This is a genomic window from Helicobacter heilmannii (genome assembly GCF_001283065.1).
Classification (GTDB): Bacteria; Campylobacterota; Campylobacteria; order Campylobacterales; family Helicobacteraceae; genus Helicobacter; species Helicobacter heilmannii.
Genome location: NZ_CDMK01000001.1, coordinates 787,358 through 803,393, shown reverse-complemented (window position 1 = coordinate 803,393; position 16,036 = coordinate 787,358). Strand labels below are relative to the sequence as shown.

Genomic DNA, 16,036 nt, shown 5'->3' with positions numbered 1-16,036 from the left:
GGTTTTTAACCCTACAGCAAACAAATGTCCATTTTATCATAATTTGGATTGTAAGGGTGGGTTAAAGCAATGAAAGGCTTGCAAATCTGTTGAAACCTGTAACGATAGCAAGGGGGTGTGGTGCTTAAAATCGCTATTTTAGGCATGCCCAATGTGGGTAAGAGCTCGCTGTTTAATTGTTTTTTAAAATCCCGCAGCGCGATCACCTCCAATGTTGCCGGCACCACAAGGGATGTTAAAAAACAAACCTTCCTGCTCGCCGGGCATGGCGTTGAGCTATGGGACACGGGGGGCTTTGACCCCACCCATATCTTTGGGGACAAAATCGCCTCTTTCAACATGGGAGCGGTGCAAAGCTGCGATTTGATCTTGTATGTCGTGGATGGCAAAGTCCCCCCCCAAGATGCCGATAAACAACATATTTTGACAATCCAAAAGAAAAACCGCCCTTGTTTTTTGCTCATTAACAAGGTGGATAATGAGAACGAAACCCTGAATGCCTATGAGTTTGTAAGTTTGGGCATAAAAGACATGTTCTTTGTCTCTGCAAGCCATAATCGGGGACTAGACAAGCTCACCCAAGCCATACTAAAGCATTTCAAGCTCAAACCCCTAGAAGCCCCCCAAGTGCTAGAGACCCCAGAGAGAATCCAAGTGGGCATCATTGGACGGGTCAATGTCGGTAAAAGCTCGCTTTTAAACGCCCTAGTGGCTAAGGAGCGTTCCTTAGTGTCGAGTGTGGCGGGCACGACCATGGACCCTGTGGATGAGAGCATAGAGCATAATGGACAAAAAATTTGCTTTGTGGATACAGCGGGCTTACGCCAACGGGGCAAGATTGAGGGGCTAGAGAAGTTTGCGCTTGATCGTACCCGCAAGGTGCTAGAAAGGGCACACATTGCGCTTTTGATCCTAGATGTGAGTGCACCCTTTGTGGATTTGGATGAAAAAATCGCCTCGTTAGCCGAGGAGTTTCGCCTAGGTGTGGTGGTGGTGCTGAATAAGTGGGATATCCGGCACGCCAGCTTTGAGAATATTCTACAAACCTTCAGGCATAAGTTTAAGTTCTTACAGCACGCTCCAATCATGACAGCTAGTGCTATTTCCAAACGCCATATCCCCCAGATTAAGGACAAAATCCTAGAGGTGCACCGCTATTTCTCCATGCGTATCAGCACAAGCACGCTAAATAGAGTCATTAATGAGGCCACTGAACGACACCCCTTACCTAGTGATCATGGAAAGATTGTGCGTATTTACTACAGCACGCAATTTGCCTCTTGCCCGCCCCAAATTGCCTTAGTGATGAACCGCCCCAAGGCCCTGCATTTTAGCTACAAACGCTATTTAACCAACACTTTGCGGGCAAAATTTGGCTTTCTAGGCACGCCCATTATTTTACTTGCTAAAGGCAAGGAAGACGCAATCAATCCATGAACACCAGCTATTTTTTAGACTTTATCCACACCAAGGACATTTGCAAGGCCCGCATTTTCTATGCCCTCAAGTGCAACCCCACCGAAGGGCGGATTTTACAATATCTAGCCAAGCAGTATTTAAAGGGGCAGAGCGACATAGAAGTCGCCGATTTGCTAGAAACCCTCTTTAAAGCCAAAGAGGACAAGGCTCTGCCCTATTTGCACTCCATTAAAAACCTCTTGGATTTAGAGTGGGTGGTACAAGAAAAACGCTCTAGACGGCAGGAAATTTTGCTTTTAGAGTTGCTAGATAGCACCCTCTCTTTAAGCCACCATTTCTTTAAGCTCGCCGAAAAGGGGCATAACAAGCACGTCTTTTTAGAAATCACGCCCTATAGCGACCATTTAGACTACTTCAACGATTGGTTTTTAAAAATTGAGATTTTGCAAAAACTCTTAAAAGTGGGGCTAAGGGGGCAAGCAAAACTCAAAGAAGACTTGCAGCTTTTGGAGCATAAAATCACCGCCCGCACCAACGCCACGCAAAGTCCCCTAGCGGTGTTAAAATTCTTAAACAAGCACCACTTAAACCCCAAAGAGACTCTTTTATTCTTTGCGCTCTTGAAGGATGCCTACAACGCACGGGACTTTGTCAAGGAGGAGGACACGCTAAGCCAGCACCAAAATCTCATGCAACTTTTAAGCGCGAATGGGGGTAGCAGCGTGGAGAGTGCACATTTATTGAGCCCTTTAAGCCCGCTGATTAAAAAAAAGATTATAGACTATGAAGAGCTTTTAGACCCCTTTGAAAATGGTTTGGTGCGCCAGTTCTTTTTAAGAGACATGGTGTTTGAGGCGATCACTGCTCCCACCCCCCCGCGCACTAGTGCCACTTTAAAGCATATTCTTAAAGACAGTGATATATTCGAAGCCCTTGAGCCTAAAGAGGGCTTAGAGGCGGTGGTGTTGAGCCAAAAGACCAAGGAGACCCTAGAGATTTTACGCAAGCAAATCGACCCGCAAATGCAACAGCGGCTAAAAGAGTGGGGGATTGAAAAGAAAAACCATAAGGACATTGATGCGAAAATCATTTTCTATGGACCACCGGGCACGGGCAAGACCATGAGCGCGCTCGCACTTGCCAAGAGCCTGAAAAAAGAAGTCTTGGGTTTTGACTGCTCTAAAATCCTGTCTATGTATGTGGGCGAGTCAGAGAAAAATGTCCGCAAAATCTTTGACGACTACCAAAAAATCGCCAAGCAGTGCAAGAACCCGCCCATTTTGTTTTTAGACGAGGCCGACCAATTCTTGAGCACGCGTACCACCGCTAACAGCGGGGCGGATAAAATGCATAACCAAATGCAAAATATCTTTTTGCACCAGATCGAAAAGTTTGAGGGGGTGCTGATCGCCACCACGAACTTATTAGAAACCCTGGACACCGCCTTCTCCCGCCGTTTCAACCACAAGATAGAATTTAGACTCCCCACTTTCGAACAACGCGTGCAACTTTGGGAAAAGTATTTGCCTAAGAGTGCCCCCTATGCCCCGCCTGAAAATGCTAAGAGCCTTGCTAAAGAGCTTGCCAAACATGCCCTAAGCGGGGGGCAAATCGCGTTGGTGGTGAAAAACACCGCCTACAAAGTCGCCACCTACAAAGACCCCAAATTTAGCCTAGAGGACTTTGTGGCTGAAATTGTTAAGGAAAAGCGGGGCAATTTTGACACGACTAAAAATATCGGTTTTGGAGTGGGACAGTGATTGAGAGTTTAGAGATTGTCGGCGGGCTGGTGTTTGCTAGGGCGAAACTAGAGTTTAGTCCGTATTTAAATGTGATTAGCGGGGCGAGCGGGAGCGGGAAGAGCGTGCTTGTGGGGGGCATTTTAGCCAGTGTGGGGCTAAGAGCCTTGCAGGCTAAGAGCCTAAAGGCCAAGTGGGCTCAAGGCAAAATCTGCGCTAGCAGGGATAAAAAGAGCTTCTACACTCTAAATAACAAACCCATCACCAAAAAGGCATTACAAGAAAAATTTGCTCCCCTGATCTTACATATCTCTAGCTACAAGCAAGCCCAAGAGTTGCAAGTGCATTTTCTCTTAAGTCTACTGGATAGCTACAGCCCTCCCGATTTATTAACGCAGTTTCAAAAGGTGTATGCCGCTTACCAAGAAGCCCAAGCCCGCTTGCAAAGCCTAGAGCAGACAAGCGCAAATTTAGATCTGCAAGCCGAGTTAGCCCGCTTTGAGCTGTCTAAGTTACAATCTTTGGACTTGAGCGAGGGGGCGTATGAAAGGCTTTTAGAGCGCAAGAGGCAACACCAAATGCAAGAAAAACAAAGCGCAGAGGTGAAAGATGCCCTAGAAGCCCTAGAGCAGGCGAGTAAAATTTCTAAAGCCCTGCCAGAAATCCAGGCCAGTGCCTTAAACCAACTCTTAAGCGAGGCACAGGATTTTTTACTAGACACACAGCACGCCCTAGAGGAGTTGGAGGCATTAGACATTGAAACCCTGCTAGATGAGATCAGCCGTTTAGGCGGGGTGGTGAAAAAGTATGGTAGTGTTGCCCTTGCAAGAGAAAGGCTAGAGCAATTACAGCAAGATTGCCAAGACTATAACCACCACCAAGAGAGCCTAAGAGAGGCGCAAGAAAGCCATACCAAATTAGAGCAAGAGAGTTTGCGTTTAGCCCTGCAACTTAAAGAGCAAAGGCAGAGCAATCTCGCTAAAATGCAAGCGGATTTACAAGGCTACACAAACAAACTACTTCTAAGACCCCCCAGCCTAGAGCTCAAAGCCACGGCTTTAAGTGCAAGCGGGCTTGATAGCCTAGAGCTTTGCCTTGCTAACACCAAGAGCACCAATATCAGTGCGGGCGAATACAGCCGCTTGCGTTTAAGCTTACTCGCCCTAAAGGCATATAAGAGGGCTAAGGGGGGACAGACAATTTTTGTGGATGAGTTGGATACGAATTTAAGCGGGCAAGAGAGCGCATGTGTGGCAGAGATTTTAAAGGAGCTAAGCACACATTACCAAATCATTGCCATATCCCACGCCCCCCACCTGCCCGCCCTAGCCAACAAGCATTTCCTTGTCTATCCGCACAATAAAGAAACCTGTGTCAAACCCCTAAACAAAGAGGAGCAGACACTAGAGATCGCGCGCATGGTGGATGCCAACTTGGGTAAAGAAGCCATCGCCTACGCCAAAATGAAGCTAAAGACAAGGCCATGATTTCTTATGCTCTGCTCTTAGCCTTTGCCAAACTTTTAAAAGAGCAATCTAAAATCACCATCCGCCACGCCAAACAAATCCTAAGCCTAGACACCCCAAGCCACCCCTTCAAAGCCTGCATGCAAAAGGGGGTAAGCCACATTTACTTGGACCCCACGCCCCTAGAACTCTCAAAGACCCCCTTTAACCTTGCGCTTGAGCGCTACGCCAGTAATGCCAAAATTGTGGATTGCTATTTGGAGAATGAAGACCGCATTTTAAAGATTGTCTTAGAGTGCGCCACCAGCTACAAAAAAGTCCAAAGCGTGTTGCAATTAGAATTTACGGGCAAGCACAGCAATGCCATTTTACTAAGTCCCCAGGGCGTGGTGCTTGAAGCTTTACATTTTGTGTCCCTAGAGCAGAGTGTGCGCCCCGTGCTTAAAAACACCCCCTTAAGCCCCCTTGAAAAACGCCCCTTTAAACGCCTCCCCCAAGCAGTACTATCTACTCCAGCCCTGCTAGAGGCGTTGCAAGAATTGCATGCCCAAACCACGAACAAGCAACTAGAGAGCCAAAGAAATGGCCTTAAAAACACATGGCACAAAAAACAAGAGAGTTTAAAAGCCATTTTAAACACCCTTGCTAGCCCCAAAGAGCTAGAAGATTTAAGCCACACAAAGCAACGCCAAGCTTCTTTAATCTTATGCCATCTACACGCGTTAGAGCCTAAAAGTTTGTATCAGGGTGTGCTGTGTTTAGAAAACGAGCAAATCCCCCTACCTAAGAACTCTAGGAGCTTAAGCGATGCAACCAATAAGCTGTTTAAGGAGGCTAAGAAGTGCCAGCAAAGGGCTTTACATATCACCATCCAACAAGAGAATTTAGAGTCTAAAATCGCCTTTTTGCAGGCCAAAATCGACCTATTACCCCAAAGCAATTTAGACGAGTTAAGGGTGCTGACCCCTAGCAAACAGAGCAAGCGTAAAAAGCCGAGCAATTGGGAGAGTTTTGAGATTGAGGGGGTGAGGGTGGGCATTGGGCGCAATGAGAGCGAAAACCGTGCCCTATTAAAAGAGGGGCGCAGTGGCGACACTTGGGCACACATTAAAGACAAGCCAAGCGCACACATGCTCCTTTTCACCCACCCCAACCGCCCCTCAACTAGCCTGCTTCACAAGGCCTGCCACTTGCTTGCCAAGCTTACTTATGCGGGTGAGAGCCAACAAGCCCTAAAGGTGGTGATCGACTACACGCAAAAAAAGCATGTCAAATTCACCCAAAAGGGGGACAATAAAGCTTTTGTTACCTACACGCACTTCTCTAGTGTGGTGGTCGCCCTTTAGGACACAAAGGGCATGATTAGGGTTTTAAACCCGTCTTTCTCCACCAAAAAGGGTTCAGTGCTTTGGTTTAAAGAGAGGGTGAAATTTGCGCTTGCAGAGGTGTTTAGGGCATCTAGTAAGTGGCGGGCGTGGGCCTGCAGCTCAAAGCCTTCTAGTGGGGTTTTGGCCTCTATGGAGGTGCTAGAAAAGCTCGGGCTTTCATTTTCTAGCGATTCAAATTCTATGCGCTCAGGGTAGAACACGATTTTAGTCGTGGGGCTGAGCGCACTTGTGATTTGGATCGCCTCTTTAAAACTTTGGGTTTCTAGCTCAAATTGGTGGGCGAACTCTTTGGGAAAAATCGCTTCGTAATTGGGGTATTTGCCCCCTATGAGCTTAGAATAAAGCAGCATTTCGTCATTTTTAAAGAAGAGCATGGTCGGGTCTTTGGGCTCATAGAACATATCAAAATCGCTTTCAAAGAGCTTGCTGATCTCTAGCATCGCTCGCTTAGGCAGGATACACTCTGTCATGGGGGCTTGGGCGGGCATGTTGTCGGCATCCATTTGCACTAAGGATAAACGCTTGGTGTCGGTGGCGGCCAGCTCCAAACTCTCCTTAAGTACCATCAACACCCCTCCAAATTCGTATTTAGAGGCGTTTGTTTTGATCACAGGGGCGAGCTTTTTAAAGTGTTCGCTAAGCGCGCTGTCGCTAAAGTGCAAAAAGGGTAGGTTGTCGTGGCTAGGAAATGCTGGAAAATCATTGCGGTCAAACAAGGGGAGTTTGAATTTAGAGCGTTTGAAGCGTATATGCACGAAGTCGTCATTGGTTTCTAAAGATAAAGCCCCATTTTCTAGTTTGGAGGCGATGTCTAAAAAGTGCTTGGCGTTGAAGGTGGCACTGCCCTCTTCAACAATATCGGCCTTTAGGTGCAAGCAAAGCCCCATTTCTAAATCATTAGCCTCAAGGCGCAGTCCCCCATGTCTGGCTTCTAAGCAAACATGGGAGGCGATGTTGGCAAGGTCTTTGCGGTCAGTGAACGCCACTAAATGTTGCAATGCTCGCTCTAGGCGGGTCTTGTCAATGGTTAATTGCATAAAATATCCTTTGTGTAAAGAGGCTATTTTAGCATAGATAGCTTAGGGTTGCACTTGGGCAAGCTTTTGTGCCTCTAGGGCGTGGTCGCAATTTACCCGAAATGAGTTGGTGATGGTGTTGATCCTAGCAGTGGAGGTGAAGGCTTCGTGGCAGTGCCTTAGCGTGCGCTTGCGGGCTTTAGGGTGCTTTAAGAAGTGGTCCACCGAGCGTACAAAGTCAAAATGAAACTCCATGGGTGCTAGCCGCTCGCTGGCTGTGCCCTCACAATTAGAACTGCAATACCCGCTTTGGGCATTAAGCGTGCCTAGCAAGCCTAAAAAGAGCCAAATGTAAAATTTTTGCATGTGTTGCCTTTCTTCTATTCTAATGCAAGTTTATGCACCAAGAGCCAACGAGTGGTGGCGTACAACACCCCCACCTTGAAAAACTCTAGCCCTAAAAATAATAAGGTGGTGGTTTTGTCTAAGAAAAAGTAATTGGCGTAAAAGGCCAAATAACTGTCTTGCAAAAGGGCATTTTTGGGGCTTAAAAGGAACTTTTGCAAAATTTGCGAGGGTATAGAGAGCACAAAACTAAGCCCCACAAAGAATACCAGCCCGGTGAGCTTGGCAAAGCGTTTAAAACGCCCTATGTTTAACAAGGTCAGCACCAAGAGCAGTTTTAAATACAAGAGCAACCAAAAGAGCAAGAATAGCCCAAGGGCGTTTAAGACATAGGGCAGACCCTGCGGGCTTAAATCGCTAAGCGAGGGGGCTTTGGTGTGGCACAGATATGCCAAAAACAACGCCAAAAAAAAGCCCACCATACTTAGGAGTACCCAAGTGAGATTGACGGCAATTTTTGCCCCCAAAATCACATCTATGCTTAAGGGCAGACTAAAGGTGAAGTACCCTTCTGCCCCAAAGAGTTTTTGTTGTGTGGAGCGCACTGCAGCGGCAAAAATCAGCACGAGCAAAACCCCACTGCCTAAAAATAAAAAGAAATTTGCCATCAAAAACACCAAGACATTGCCTTCCTTTTGGCTCAAAAACACCCAACAAAAAATCAAAAACACCTGTATCCCCACAATGGGGGCGTAGTTCTCCAAAAAATCGTGCTTAAAGATCTTAAACATGCATTAAATCCTTATATGCCTGCTCCACACTGCCATGCTTTACTTTAAGCGTGGCACTGTCTTCAAAGGCAACGAGCCCTCCATTTTGTAAAAATAATACCTTGTCTAAACAATCCTGTATGTCGTGCACCAAATGCGTGGCTATGAGTATTGTGCTTTCTTGCCCCTTTTCTTGTGTGATTAAATCCAAAATCTCTTGTCTACCCAGGGGGTCGATCCCACCCAAGGGCTCATCAAATAAAAAGAGTTGTGCTTTTCTACTTAAAGTGAAAATGAGTTGTAGGCGTTCCTTTTGCCCTTTAGAGAGAGATTTAAAGGGCAAATCTAGGGGCAGTTTAAATCGTTCTACCAAGCCCAAAGCCTTATCCTTGTCAAAGTCGCTAAAGAAGTCGGCGCAGAAGCTTAAGAGATCGTGGGCGGTGTGGCTTTGCGGGTAAATAGGGCGATCGGGGCAATAGGCGGTGATTTTCTTGCTCTCTAGCCCTATAGGTTGCCCATGTAGGCTCACAGACCCACCATGTTCTCTTAAAAGTCCTGCTAAAATTTTTAACAGCGAGCTCTTGCCCGCCCCATTTGCGCCCAAAAGCCCCACAATCTGAGTGCTCTCAAGGGTAAAACTTATGCCGTGCAACACCACCTTAGAGCCATAGCTTTTGCTTAAATTTTCGACAACAAGCATCAATAAGAAAACTTCGTGAAAAGCACAAAGGAGGAGTTGCCTATGGTGTTTTTCACTTTATTGGAGTAAGAATAGACATAGCCTAGCCCCGCGTCTAAGATCATTTGTTTGGACTGCCACACCTTGTAATTGGTCATCAACGAATACTCTTGGTAATCCCCAAAGGCGACCATCGCGTCCATGCGCACCCGGTTAGTCTTTAGCCCGCCAAAAATATAGCCTGTGATCGTGGCATTAGCAAAGTAAATGGCGGGCACGCCCATCGCGTTGATCCCACGGCCATAAAACTTCGTTTTATCGTTGAAAGACCAAAAGAAGCCCTTTTTATTCGGCGCAGGCACGCCATAAACGCCTAGTCCAAAGTTTAGGATTTTATACATGAAAGTTTGATCCACCATCACCAGTCCCGCCTCGTCATTGCCCCTAACCGCGTCCGTGTTGCCATGCTGGTAAATACCATGCACGATTGTATAAGACTTAAAACCTTTGGGCAGCTGCGCGAAGTATTGGAATTTAAAGCCCACTTGGATCAAGGGCGTGCGCACCATTGGCAAGTGTGAGTCGGCAAGGAAAAAGGGCGAGATTTTAAAGCCCTTGTGTTCATAGCTTGTGCCAAAGGCAAAGACCTCCCCACCTACATATTTTTTCTTAGACACGGGGTCAAAGGACGCTAAGGCATTGATCCCGGTGGCAATACGCGGGCCTTGCAAGTCGTTGCCTTGGTAGCCATTATAGAGCATGGAGTCCATGAAAATGCCCCAATAAGTCCAATCATAGCGGTGCATATATAAGCTTGCTCCTTGGATATTGCCCTGGATCCAATCAAAATCCACGAAGTTGGTGTCAAAACGCCCCAAAGCGAACTTAAGCCTTTTGGTGTCGTATTTGACATACGCGTCTGAAATGTCGCCCATGCTTAAATAGGGGAGCATATTGCCCTCCACACGGCCTAGGACATTGCCAATGCTGAGAATGGGTTGGAACTTCCTATTGCGGCTCCACACATTCCACGCTCCGATTGCCCCAATGCCAAATGCCCACCCATTGTTGAAGGCAAAGTTTGTCCCCACACGAGCATCAAAGCCCACATACCCGTGCCCATTGTGCTCTAAGCCTTGGCTGTAAATCATCCCTAAGTAGCCAAAGGGGTCGAGCCGAATATCGGTGGCAAGCAAGGGGGACATTAAAAAAGACAAACCCAAAAGACAGCGGCGCATACACCATCCCAACATAAAATGGCTCATTATACCTAAAAGTGGGTGTAAATGGGTTTTTTGTATAATAGAGATTTTTAAAAAGGATAACCATGCCCCGTTTTTTATTTGCGCTTATTTGTTGCGCCCTAAGCTTGCATGCTAGCCCAACCCCAACTATCAAAACTTGGTTGCAAGAGTTTTTAAACGCACAAAAACCCGAACAGCTTGCGCATTTTAGCACCAGTCATTTAGAGTTTGCGCCCTACACGCTCATAGGGGCTCTAGCTCAAGTGCCCAGCAAGAAGGGGGCTTGTGTGGGTGTGCTCTATCAAGGACAACTCTTCAAGGGCTTTTGTGTGCGTGGGTTTAATTCCCTAAAGCTCTCAAAAGAGCAGGGTAAGTTGCGTTTAGAATTAGTGAATAGTACCCCTGCCACCCCCACCATGGCCCCCAAAGACACGGGCTACACGCTGAGCTTTGCTCTAAAGCATGGCACTTTTTATTTAACGAGCCTAGCCCCTCTAAACCAGTCCACCACCTATGAAACCACCGCTCCCATCTACGCCATGGGTGCAATTAACGACAAACTTCTAGCCACCTTAAGTACCCCTGCCACCCCCACCTATGCGTCCCCTAAAGAGTTCGCCCCCACGCTCCCAAGAGCCCCCCAAAGCCCAAGCGCGCAAGCCCCCCGCAGCACCAAACTGGGTGATTACACCATCAGCACCACCCACAGCCCCAAGGAGCAATGCGTGCAGATACAAAAGTTCCAACGCCCAAGGGGGCGTTTTTGCATACAGGGGACGGGATTTGTGGATTTTAGCGCACACGACCCTTATGTGGAGTTGCACTTTAAGCCTGCTAATGCCCCGGCCATTGCTTTAAACTTTGAGAGTTTCGGGGGAGATTTAGAGCTCAAACGCTACGCGCAGGGCGGGCAGGTCTTTTACAACCAAAGCACGAACGACCCGCACAACACCTACCCCATCCGCTTAAGCACGCTCACGCCCAAATTCCTAGAGAATTTAAGGCTTAAATGATTTTCTCCCAAATAGTCCCGCTTGGCGTGTCCATCAAGGCAATGCCCCGCTGGCTTAAAGCTTGTCTTATCGCATCTGCTCTTGCGAAGTCCTTGGCCTTTTTGGCCTCTTGACGCAAAGCGATTTGGGTGTTGATGTATTCTTTAAGCTCAGCATCCACGCCTAGCTGAAAATACACGCTGGGCTCTTTGCCCCCAAGCCCTAGCAAACTCTCTACAAAGAGTAAATCAGCGAGAATCTGGCTAGCCCCGTGCTTTTTATCCACTTTATTCGTGGTGTTGTCTAGTTTTTCATTGCTAAGGTGCAAATGCTCTTCGAGCACACTCAAGGCCCTAGAAATGTTTAAATCATCTTGCATGCTCTCTAATAGGGCGTGGGTGAAGGTGGCATCAGCTGTGCTGGGCGCATGCGCGAGCTCTAATGCCCGTTTTTTAAGGCGATAAAGCTTGTCTAGGCGTTTCTTCTGACTCACCAAATCCTCGGGACTGAAGTTTAAAATCGCGCTGTAATGCACGCCCAGCAGGTAATTACGCAAAATCTCGCCATCGTAGGTTCTCAGTGCATCCTTAATGTAAAAGCTGTTGCCTAAACTCTTGCTCATCTTTTCGCCCGAGATATTCACAAAGCCATTATGCACCCAAAACTGCGCCAACTCTTGGTTAAAGGCGCACCGGCTTTGGCTGGCTTCGTTTTCGTGGTGGGGGAAGAATAAATCGTTGCCCCCGCCGTGTATGTCTATTTGATAGGGCGTGTCGGTGTAGGCCCCGCTTACCCTAATCATTGCCGAGCACTCTATGTGCCAGCCGGGCCTGCCCTTACCTAGTGCGCTAGCATAACCCACATCCCCCTCGCCCTTATACGCCTTCCATAGGGCAAAATCCTGTGGATGTTTTTTCTCATGGTTGTCCTCAATGCGGCTCACGCTCTCAAGCTCTAAAGAATGCCCGCTCAAAGACCCATAGGCTTTGTCTAAACTGGTGTCTAAATACACATCCCCATTGGGGGTTTGGTAGGCAAAGCCCTTGGTCAATAAGCCCTGCACCATCTGCACAATGTCCTCTAAATGCGTGCTCGCCTTGGGCTCTAAATGTGCCCTAGCCACCCCCAAAGCCTGCATGTCCTGCAAATACGCTTGGATAAAAAACGCGGTGAGCGTCTGTATGTCTGTGTTCTTTTGGATGGCCTTGGCAATGATTTTGTCATCAATATCCGTAAAATTTTTCACCAAATGCACCCGATACCCGCTTAAAGTCAGCATGCGACTAAGAAGGTCAAAAGTGATCGCGCTCCTTGCATGCCCTAGGTGGGAATAGTCATAGACCGTGGGCCCGCATACATACATCAATACATTTGGGGCTTTTAAAGGCTTGAAGGGGCATTTTTGCTTGCGGTGGCTGTCAAATAAATAAATCATTGTAAAACCTTTGGGATTAAAATAAGTGGTGTAAAAAAATCCACGCTTTGAAGGTTTGTAACACCCCAACAAATAGGGCTAAGATTACGGCTTCTAAGCCTAAGAGCAAACCTAAAAAGGCGCATTTAGAAAGCGAAATCATGCCTAAAAAACGCTTAAAACCAAAAGCCCTAAGATAAAGCCCACAGAGCAAAAAGCCAGAGAGCGAGCTAGAGAGGGCTAACCCACTGGCGTGCAAATAGGGCATTAAGGCTAGAGAGCAGAGCGTGCCAAAAATTAGAGAAATGAGCGCGATTTTGGCCGCCCTGCCCTGCTCTTTGTGGGCATATAGCCACAGCGCAAAAATCTTAGCCACCCCAAAGGGCAAAAGCCCCACTAAATAGGCGCAAAAGACCTTAGAGCATTGGGCGGCATCCTGCGCCCCAAACTGCCCCCTTTCAAACAACAAAGCGATGATGTCCTTAGCCAAGAACACCCCCCCAAGCGTGCAGATGAGCAGCATGGCGGCTAGAAACTCAAACGCCTGTTTGAGGTGGGTTATGGCTTTGTCGCTGTCGTTATTTTTAATCGCCCGTGCAATGGTGGGAAAGAGTGCTGTAGAAGTGGCAATAGCAAAGAGGGCTAGGGGCAGTTGGAAAATGCGGTTTGCGTAATACAAATAAGAAATGCTGCCCGTGGCTAAAAAAGAGGCCAATAAGGTGTCTATGAAGGCAGAAATTTGGCTCGCCGAGTTACCTAGCACGCTAGGGAAGAACTGCTTAAAAAAGTGTCTGCGCTCTTGTTTTATGGCGGCTTGTTGGGCGGGGCTAGCGTGCAGCAGACTATACGCGCCTATGCCAAAGAGTTTAAAAAAGCCAAGTCTATAGAGTGGGTAAAAGTGCAAACACACCTGGGCGCACCCCCCCCAAAGCACCCCATAGCTCAACGCCCGCACCACTTCTAAGAAATGGTCGTTTTTATGCCACACGAGGGCGCAAATCATCGCCAAGTTTAATAAAATCGTGTGGTAGGCACTCACCCAAAAGTGGTTTTTATACTGCAAGAGCGCGCCAAAAAAGGTCGCCCAAAACACCAAGAGCAAATAATAAAAATTGATCGCCACAATGTCCTTAGCCAGCTCGATAGCATGCGGGCTAAAGCCAAAGGCGAGCAACTTCGTAAAAAACAAGCGAAAATGCGACACAATCAGCACAAGGGCGCATAGGAACAGGCTAAACAACCCAAAAATGCCAAGCAAAAACGCCCCCTTGTAGCGGCTAGAAATGAAGGCGGGCAAGAAACTTTGGCTAAACGCCCCTTCGGCAAAAATGCGCCGAAAGAGATTAGGGAACTTAAACGCCACAAAAAAAATATCGCTATAAAGCCCGCTGCCAAGTACGGACGCGCTCAGCAAATCCCGCACAAACCCCGCCACTCTAGAGCACAAAATCCCCGAGCTGTTTGTTAAAAAGAACTTTTTAAGCACTAAAACCCTTATTGCTGAAGTTGCCTGTATTCTACACAAAAGGGGTTGAAGATGGGGCAATGGGTGTTTTGATCGTTGGCTAGAGGGGCGCACACAACAGAACAAATAAACCCCACAAGGGCTTTGAAACCGTTACGATCGCCTACCAAGGTGAAGTGGAGCACGCCGATTCGGGTGGGGGGATATCGCTCCTGTGGATGTGCAGTAGAAGAGCCGGTTCTGGCATTGTGCACCAAGAGTTCCACTCAAAGAAGTTTGCTAAAGAGGGCAGGGGAGTTAAAAGGTGTAAATGGTCCGGGCCACGACCTTTTCTGCGATCAATTTATGGGATGTGCAGGTGTGAGAGAGGGGGTGTTTTGCATTTAGATGTGGCTAAAAACTATAATATTTTGGTGTTGGTGTTGGATGGGGTGGCGAAGATAGAAGAGCACCGTGCGCACAAAGAACAGCTCATCGCCTTCCAAAAGGGAAGGACGCGTATCGATCGTCCGTGTCTTAAAAAGGCGAAGGCACTGATGCTCACAGGTGCGCCCTTAAATGAGCCCGTGGTCGGCTACTGGCCCTTTGTAATGAATACACAAGGGAGATCGGGCAAGCCATAAGAGACACGCGCTTGGGATGTTTTGAGAATCTTTAAAAGAGCTTTAATGATTCAAACCCAAAAAGTTGCTAGAATTAGACTTGTCTTTGATAAAACACAAAGGAGATTTTTTGGTCAAAATAAAAGAAGTTTATTCGGAAGTTCATTCGATTGAAAAAGTTGATGCATCTGAGGGTACGGAGGGGATCATTTACCTCAACACAGCAAAAATCGCCCACAACAACAAGGATATAGCTAAAGCACTGGAGTTTTACCTCAAAGCTGGAGAGGCCGGAGAGGCGATAGGGTATTATGAATTGGCGGGTATTTATTGTTGTGGCAAAGAGATAGATAGGGATTTTGCGAAGGCCTTTGAGTATTTCCAAAAAGCTGCCAAAATGGGAGATGCGCGGGCGCACCACGCCTTAGGGGTCTTTTATGAATACGGACACGACAGAGCACAAGACATGGCAAAAGCCAAAGAACACTACCAGCAAGCTGCCCAAATGGGGGACTTCATCGCCCAAACCGCTTTAGATAGAATCGCCCACAAAGAACATTGACCCATCCTCCTTTTTCTAAAGCCAATAAGGGGTTGGAGCTAAGCTCCTCTGCTTGGATTGACTTGATGCCCGCGGTCTTTCTTGCTTTAGTGTCCCGTTTTCAAACAATAAGGGGCTGAAAACAGCAGCTAAATTCTAGCAACGCCATAAGGCCTTGCAAATTTTATCGGGTTGCTTGCCCCATAAGCCCCAAGTTTTGTTAAACAAAACCAACATTGGGCAAGCACGCAAAAAACAAGAGTGCGCTAGACTGGTTGCCAGGAATCTAGAAACTCTAGTGTTGTGGAGTTTGATCACATTTTATAGAATTTTAAAGACCCGTAAGAAAGAAATGCTTTGCTGTGGGCGTTGGGCTTGGCGCATTCCCCTCTTTGCATTTTAAAGATCTACGGGCTTGCTTCTAATTCAAGCGGTGTTTCTCGTGGGGCTTTGCTGGCACACGCTAGGAAAGGCTGTGGGGAGGAAGGCGTTTAAACACTTGCCTGGTTCTGCCCAAGAGTTTTTTAAGGGCTAGAGCTAGGTGTTGGCGGCCGGAATATAAATCCCCCTCTTGAAGCTGGTAAATGGGACTTACCAAGTTGTTTTGTTCGTGGTAAACCTGCGGACACTCTAAAGCGTTTTGCAAAAAATTTAAAATCTTAGAAAAGTTCAAATCTTTGTAAAATTGGGGTTTGCCCTTATAAGTGTTTAGCGGGTGTGCGTAGAGCATATCCAAATAGGCGTTGTTGTGGGTGTCTAAATAGCGGATAAAATCTAGGGCTTCTTTGAAATCTTTAAAGTCGTGGATATTGACAAAGCTTTGAGGGTTGAAATCTTTAGCCACTTCAGGGTTGCCCCAGTAAATGGGGATGGTGTGGGCGAAATAAGCGTCTACAATCTTTTCTGTGGTGTAGCCTAAGCCCATTGAGTTTTCAAAACACAGGTTGAACTTATAC

At 47.2% G+C, this 16,036-nt stretch carries 15 protein-coding genes and 1 pseudogene; 8 read left to right on the top strand and 8 right to left on the bottom strand.

Going from position 1 to position 16,036, the window contains the following annotated elements; genetic code table 11:
* Window positions 1-120: 120 nt before the first annotated feature.
* The 4 genes from der to AOG36_RS03970 are packed head-to-tail and all read left to right on the top strand — an operon-like array spanning window position 121 to window position 5,970.
* Window positions 121-1,437 (top strand): ribosome biogenesis GTPase Der, encoded by a 1,317-nt coding sequence (gene der / locus AOG36_RS03985; RefSeq protein ID WP_129593191.1) that lies wholly within the window; start codon window positions 121-123, stop codon window positions 1,435-1,437.
* Window positions 1,434-3,179: an ATP-binding protein gene (locus AOG36_RS03980; RefSeq protein WP_015106582.1), complete on the top strand. Its 1,746-nt coding sequence runs from the start codon at window positions 1,434-1,436 to the stop codon at window positions 3,177-3,179. Before der ends, AOG36_RS03980 begins: the two co-directional genes overlap by 4 nt.
* Complete coding sequence (locus tag AOG36_RS03975; RefSeq protein WP_015106581.1) at window positions 3,176-4,645, top strand: DNA repair protein RecN; 1,470 nt, start codon at window positions 3,176-3,178, stop codon at window positions 4,643-4,645. Before AOG36_RS03980 ends, AOG36_RS03975 begins: the two co-directional genes overlap by 4 nt.
* Complete coding sequence (locus AOG36_RS03970; RefSeq protein ID WP_015106580.1) at window positions 4,642-5,970, top strand: NFACT family protein; 1,329 nt, start codon at window positions 4,642-4,644, stop codon at window positions 5,968-5,970. Before AOG36_RS03975 ends, AOG36_RS03970 begins: the two co-directional genes overlap by 4 nt.
* Here AOG36_RS03970 and dnaN read toward each other — a convergent pair.
* From dnaN to AOG36_RS03945, 5 genes are read right to left on the bottom strand one after another with little or no spacing between them, the layout of a single operon-like run.
* A complete protein-coding gene (gene dnaN / locus AOG36_RS03965; RefSeq protein WP_015106579.1) occupies window positions 5,967-7,049 on the bottom strand; it encodes a DNA polymerase III subunit beta in 1,083 nt (360 codons plus the stop codon). The two genes, AOG36_RS03970 and dnaN, sit on opposite strands and share 4 nt — an antisense overlap.
* 42 nt (window positions 7,050-7,091) lie before the next feature.
* Window positions 7,092-7,394, bottom strand: coding sequence for a hypothetical protein (locus AOG36_RS03960; protein WP_015106578.1), 303 nt, complete (start codon window positions 7,392-7,394; stop codon window positions 7,092-7,094).
* A gap of 14 nt (window positions 7,395-7,408) precedes the next feature.
* On the bottom strand, window positions 7,409-8,164 hold the full coding sequence (locus AOG36_RS03955; RefSeq protein WP_015106577.1) for a hypothetical protein: 756 nt from the start codon (window positions 8,162-8,164) through the stop codon (window positions 7,409-7,411).
* Window positions 8,157-8,843, bottom strand: a complete 687-nt coding sequence (locus AOG36_RS03950; RefSeq protein ID WP_015106576.1) for an ABC transporter ATP-binding protein — start codon at window positions 8,841-8,843, stop codon at window positions 8,157-8,159. The genes AOG36_RS03955 and AOG36_RS03950 overlap by 8 nt, the downstream gene beginning before the upstream one ends.
* On the bottom strand, window positions 8,843-10,060 hold the full coding sequence (locus AOG36_RS03945) for an outer membrane family protein (protein ID WP_231850684.1): 1,218 nt from the start codon (window positions 10,058-10,060) through the stop codon (window positions 8,843-8,845). Before AOG36_RS03945 ends, AOG36_RS03950 begins: the two co-directional genes overlap by 1 nt.
* An 89-nt stretch (window positions 10,061-10,149) precedes the next feature.
* On the opposite strand from AOG36_RS03945, the gene AOG36_RS03940 reads away from it, so the two are divergent.
* Window positions 10,150-11,079, top strand: a complete 930-nt coding sequence (locus AOG36_RS03940) for a hypothetical protein (RefSeq protein WP_015106574.1) — start codon at window positions 10,150-10,152, stop codon at window positions 11,077-11,079.
* Here AOG36_RS03940 and cysS read toward each other — a convergent pair.
* Both cysS and murJ read right to left on the bottom strand, forming a co-directional pair.
* A complete protein-coding gene (cysS, locus tag AOG36_RS03935; protein ID WP_053825587.1) occupies window positions 11,072-12,490 on the bottom strand; it encodes a cysteine--tRNA ligase in 1,419 nt (472 codons plus the stop codon). The two genes, AOG36_RS03940 and cysS, sit on opposite strands and share 8 nt — an antisense overlap.
* Window positions 12,491-12,509: 19 nt before the next feature.
* Entirely contained in the window at window positions 12,510-13,958 is a 1,449-nt protein-coding gene (murJ, locus tag AOG36_RS03930; protein ID WP_015106572.1) for a murein biosynthesis integral membrane protein MurJ, read from the bottom strand.
* A 116-nt stretch (window positions 13,959-14,074) separates the two neighbouring features.
* Here murJ and AOG36_RS09355 point away from each other — a divergent pair.
* The 3 genes and pseudogenes from AOG36_RS09355 to AOG36_RS03920 form a co-directional block, all read left to right on the top strand.
* A pseudogene (locus AOG36_RS09355) lies at window positions 14,075-14,200 on the top strand (pirin family protein); the annotation flags it as partial.
* Window positions 14,201-14,287: 87 nt separating this feature from the next.
* Entirely contained in the window at window positions 14,288-14,560 is a 273-nt protein-coding gene (locus tag AOG36_RS08990; protein WP_104691191.1) for a pirin-like C-terminal cupin domain-containing protein, read from the top strand.
* Window positions 14,561-14,669: 109 nt separating this feature from the next.
* Window positions 14,670-15,101, top strand: coding sequence for a tetratricopeptide repeat protein (locus AOG36_RS03920; protein WP_015106569.1), 432 nt, complete (start codon window positions 14,670-14,672; stop codon window positions 15,099-15,101).
* Between the two features lie 442 nt (window positions 15,102-15,543).
* Here the strand turns inward: AOG36_RS03920 and AOG36_RS08785 are convergent, their stop codons facing one another.
* Complete coding sequence (locus AOG36_RS08785; RefSeq protein WP_015106566.1) at window positions 15,544-16,005, bottom strand: glycosyltransferase family 10 domain-containing protein; 462 nt, start codon at window positions 16,003-16,005, stop codon at window positions 15,544-15,546.
* Between the last annotated feature and the right edge of the window lie 31 nt (window positions 16,006-16,036).

Excerpts from the sequence above, each read along its gene's own strand:
- AOG36_RS08785 (WP_015106566.1), bottom strand. The coding sequence starts at position 16,005 with ATGGGCTTAGGCTACACCACAGAAAAGATTGTAGACGCTTATTTCGCC.
- dnaN (WP_015106579.1), bottom strand. The coding sequence starts at position 7,049 with ATGCAATTAACCATTGACAAGACCCGCCTAGAGCGAGCATTGCAACAT.
- AOG36_RS03940 (WP_015106574.1), top strand. The coding sequence starts at position 10,150 with ATGCCCCGTTTTTTATTTGCGCTTATTTGTTGCGCCCTAAGCTTGCAT.
- AOG36_RS03955 (WP_015106577.1), bottom strand. The coding sequence starts at position 8,164 with ATGTTTAAGATCTTTAAGCACGATTTTTTGGAGAACTACGCCCCCATT.
- AOG36_RS03980 (WP_015106582.1), top strand. The coding sequence starts at position 1,434 with ATGAACACCAGCTATTTTTTAGACTTTATCCACACCAAGGACATTTGC.
- AOG36_RS03970 (WP_015106580.1), top strand. The coding sequence starts at position 4,642 with ATGATTTCTTATGCTCTGCTCTTAGCCTTTGCCAAACTTTTAAAAGAG.
- AOG36_RS03960 (WP_015106578.1), bottom strand. The coding sequence starts at position 7,394 with ATGCAAAAATTTTACATTTGGCTCTTTTTAGGCTTGCTAGGCACGCTT.
- AOG36_RS08990 (WP_104691191.1), top strand. The coding sequence starts at position 14,288 with ATGTGCAGGTGTGAGAGAGGGGGTGTTTTGCATTTAGATGTGGCTAAA.
- AOG36_RS03950 (WP_015106576.1), bottom strand. The coding sequence starts at position 8,843 with ATGCTTGTTGTCGAAAATTTAAGCAAAAGCTATGGCTCTAAGGTGGTG.
- AOG36_RS03945 (WP_231850684.1), bottom strand. The coding sequence starts at position 10,060 with ATGCGCCGCTGTCTTTTGGGTTTGTCTTTTTTAATGTCCCCCTTGCTT.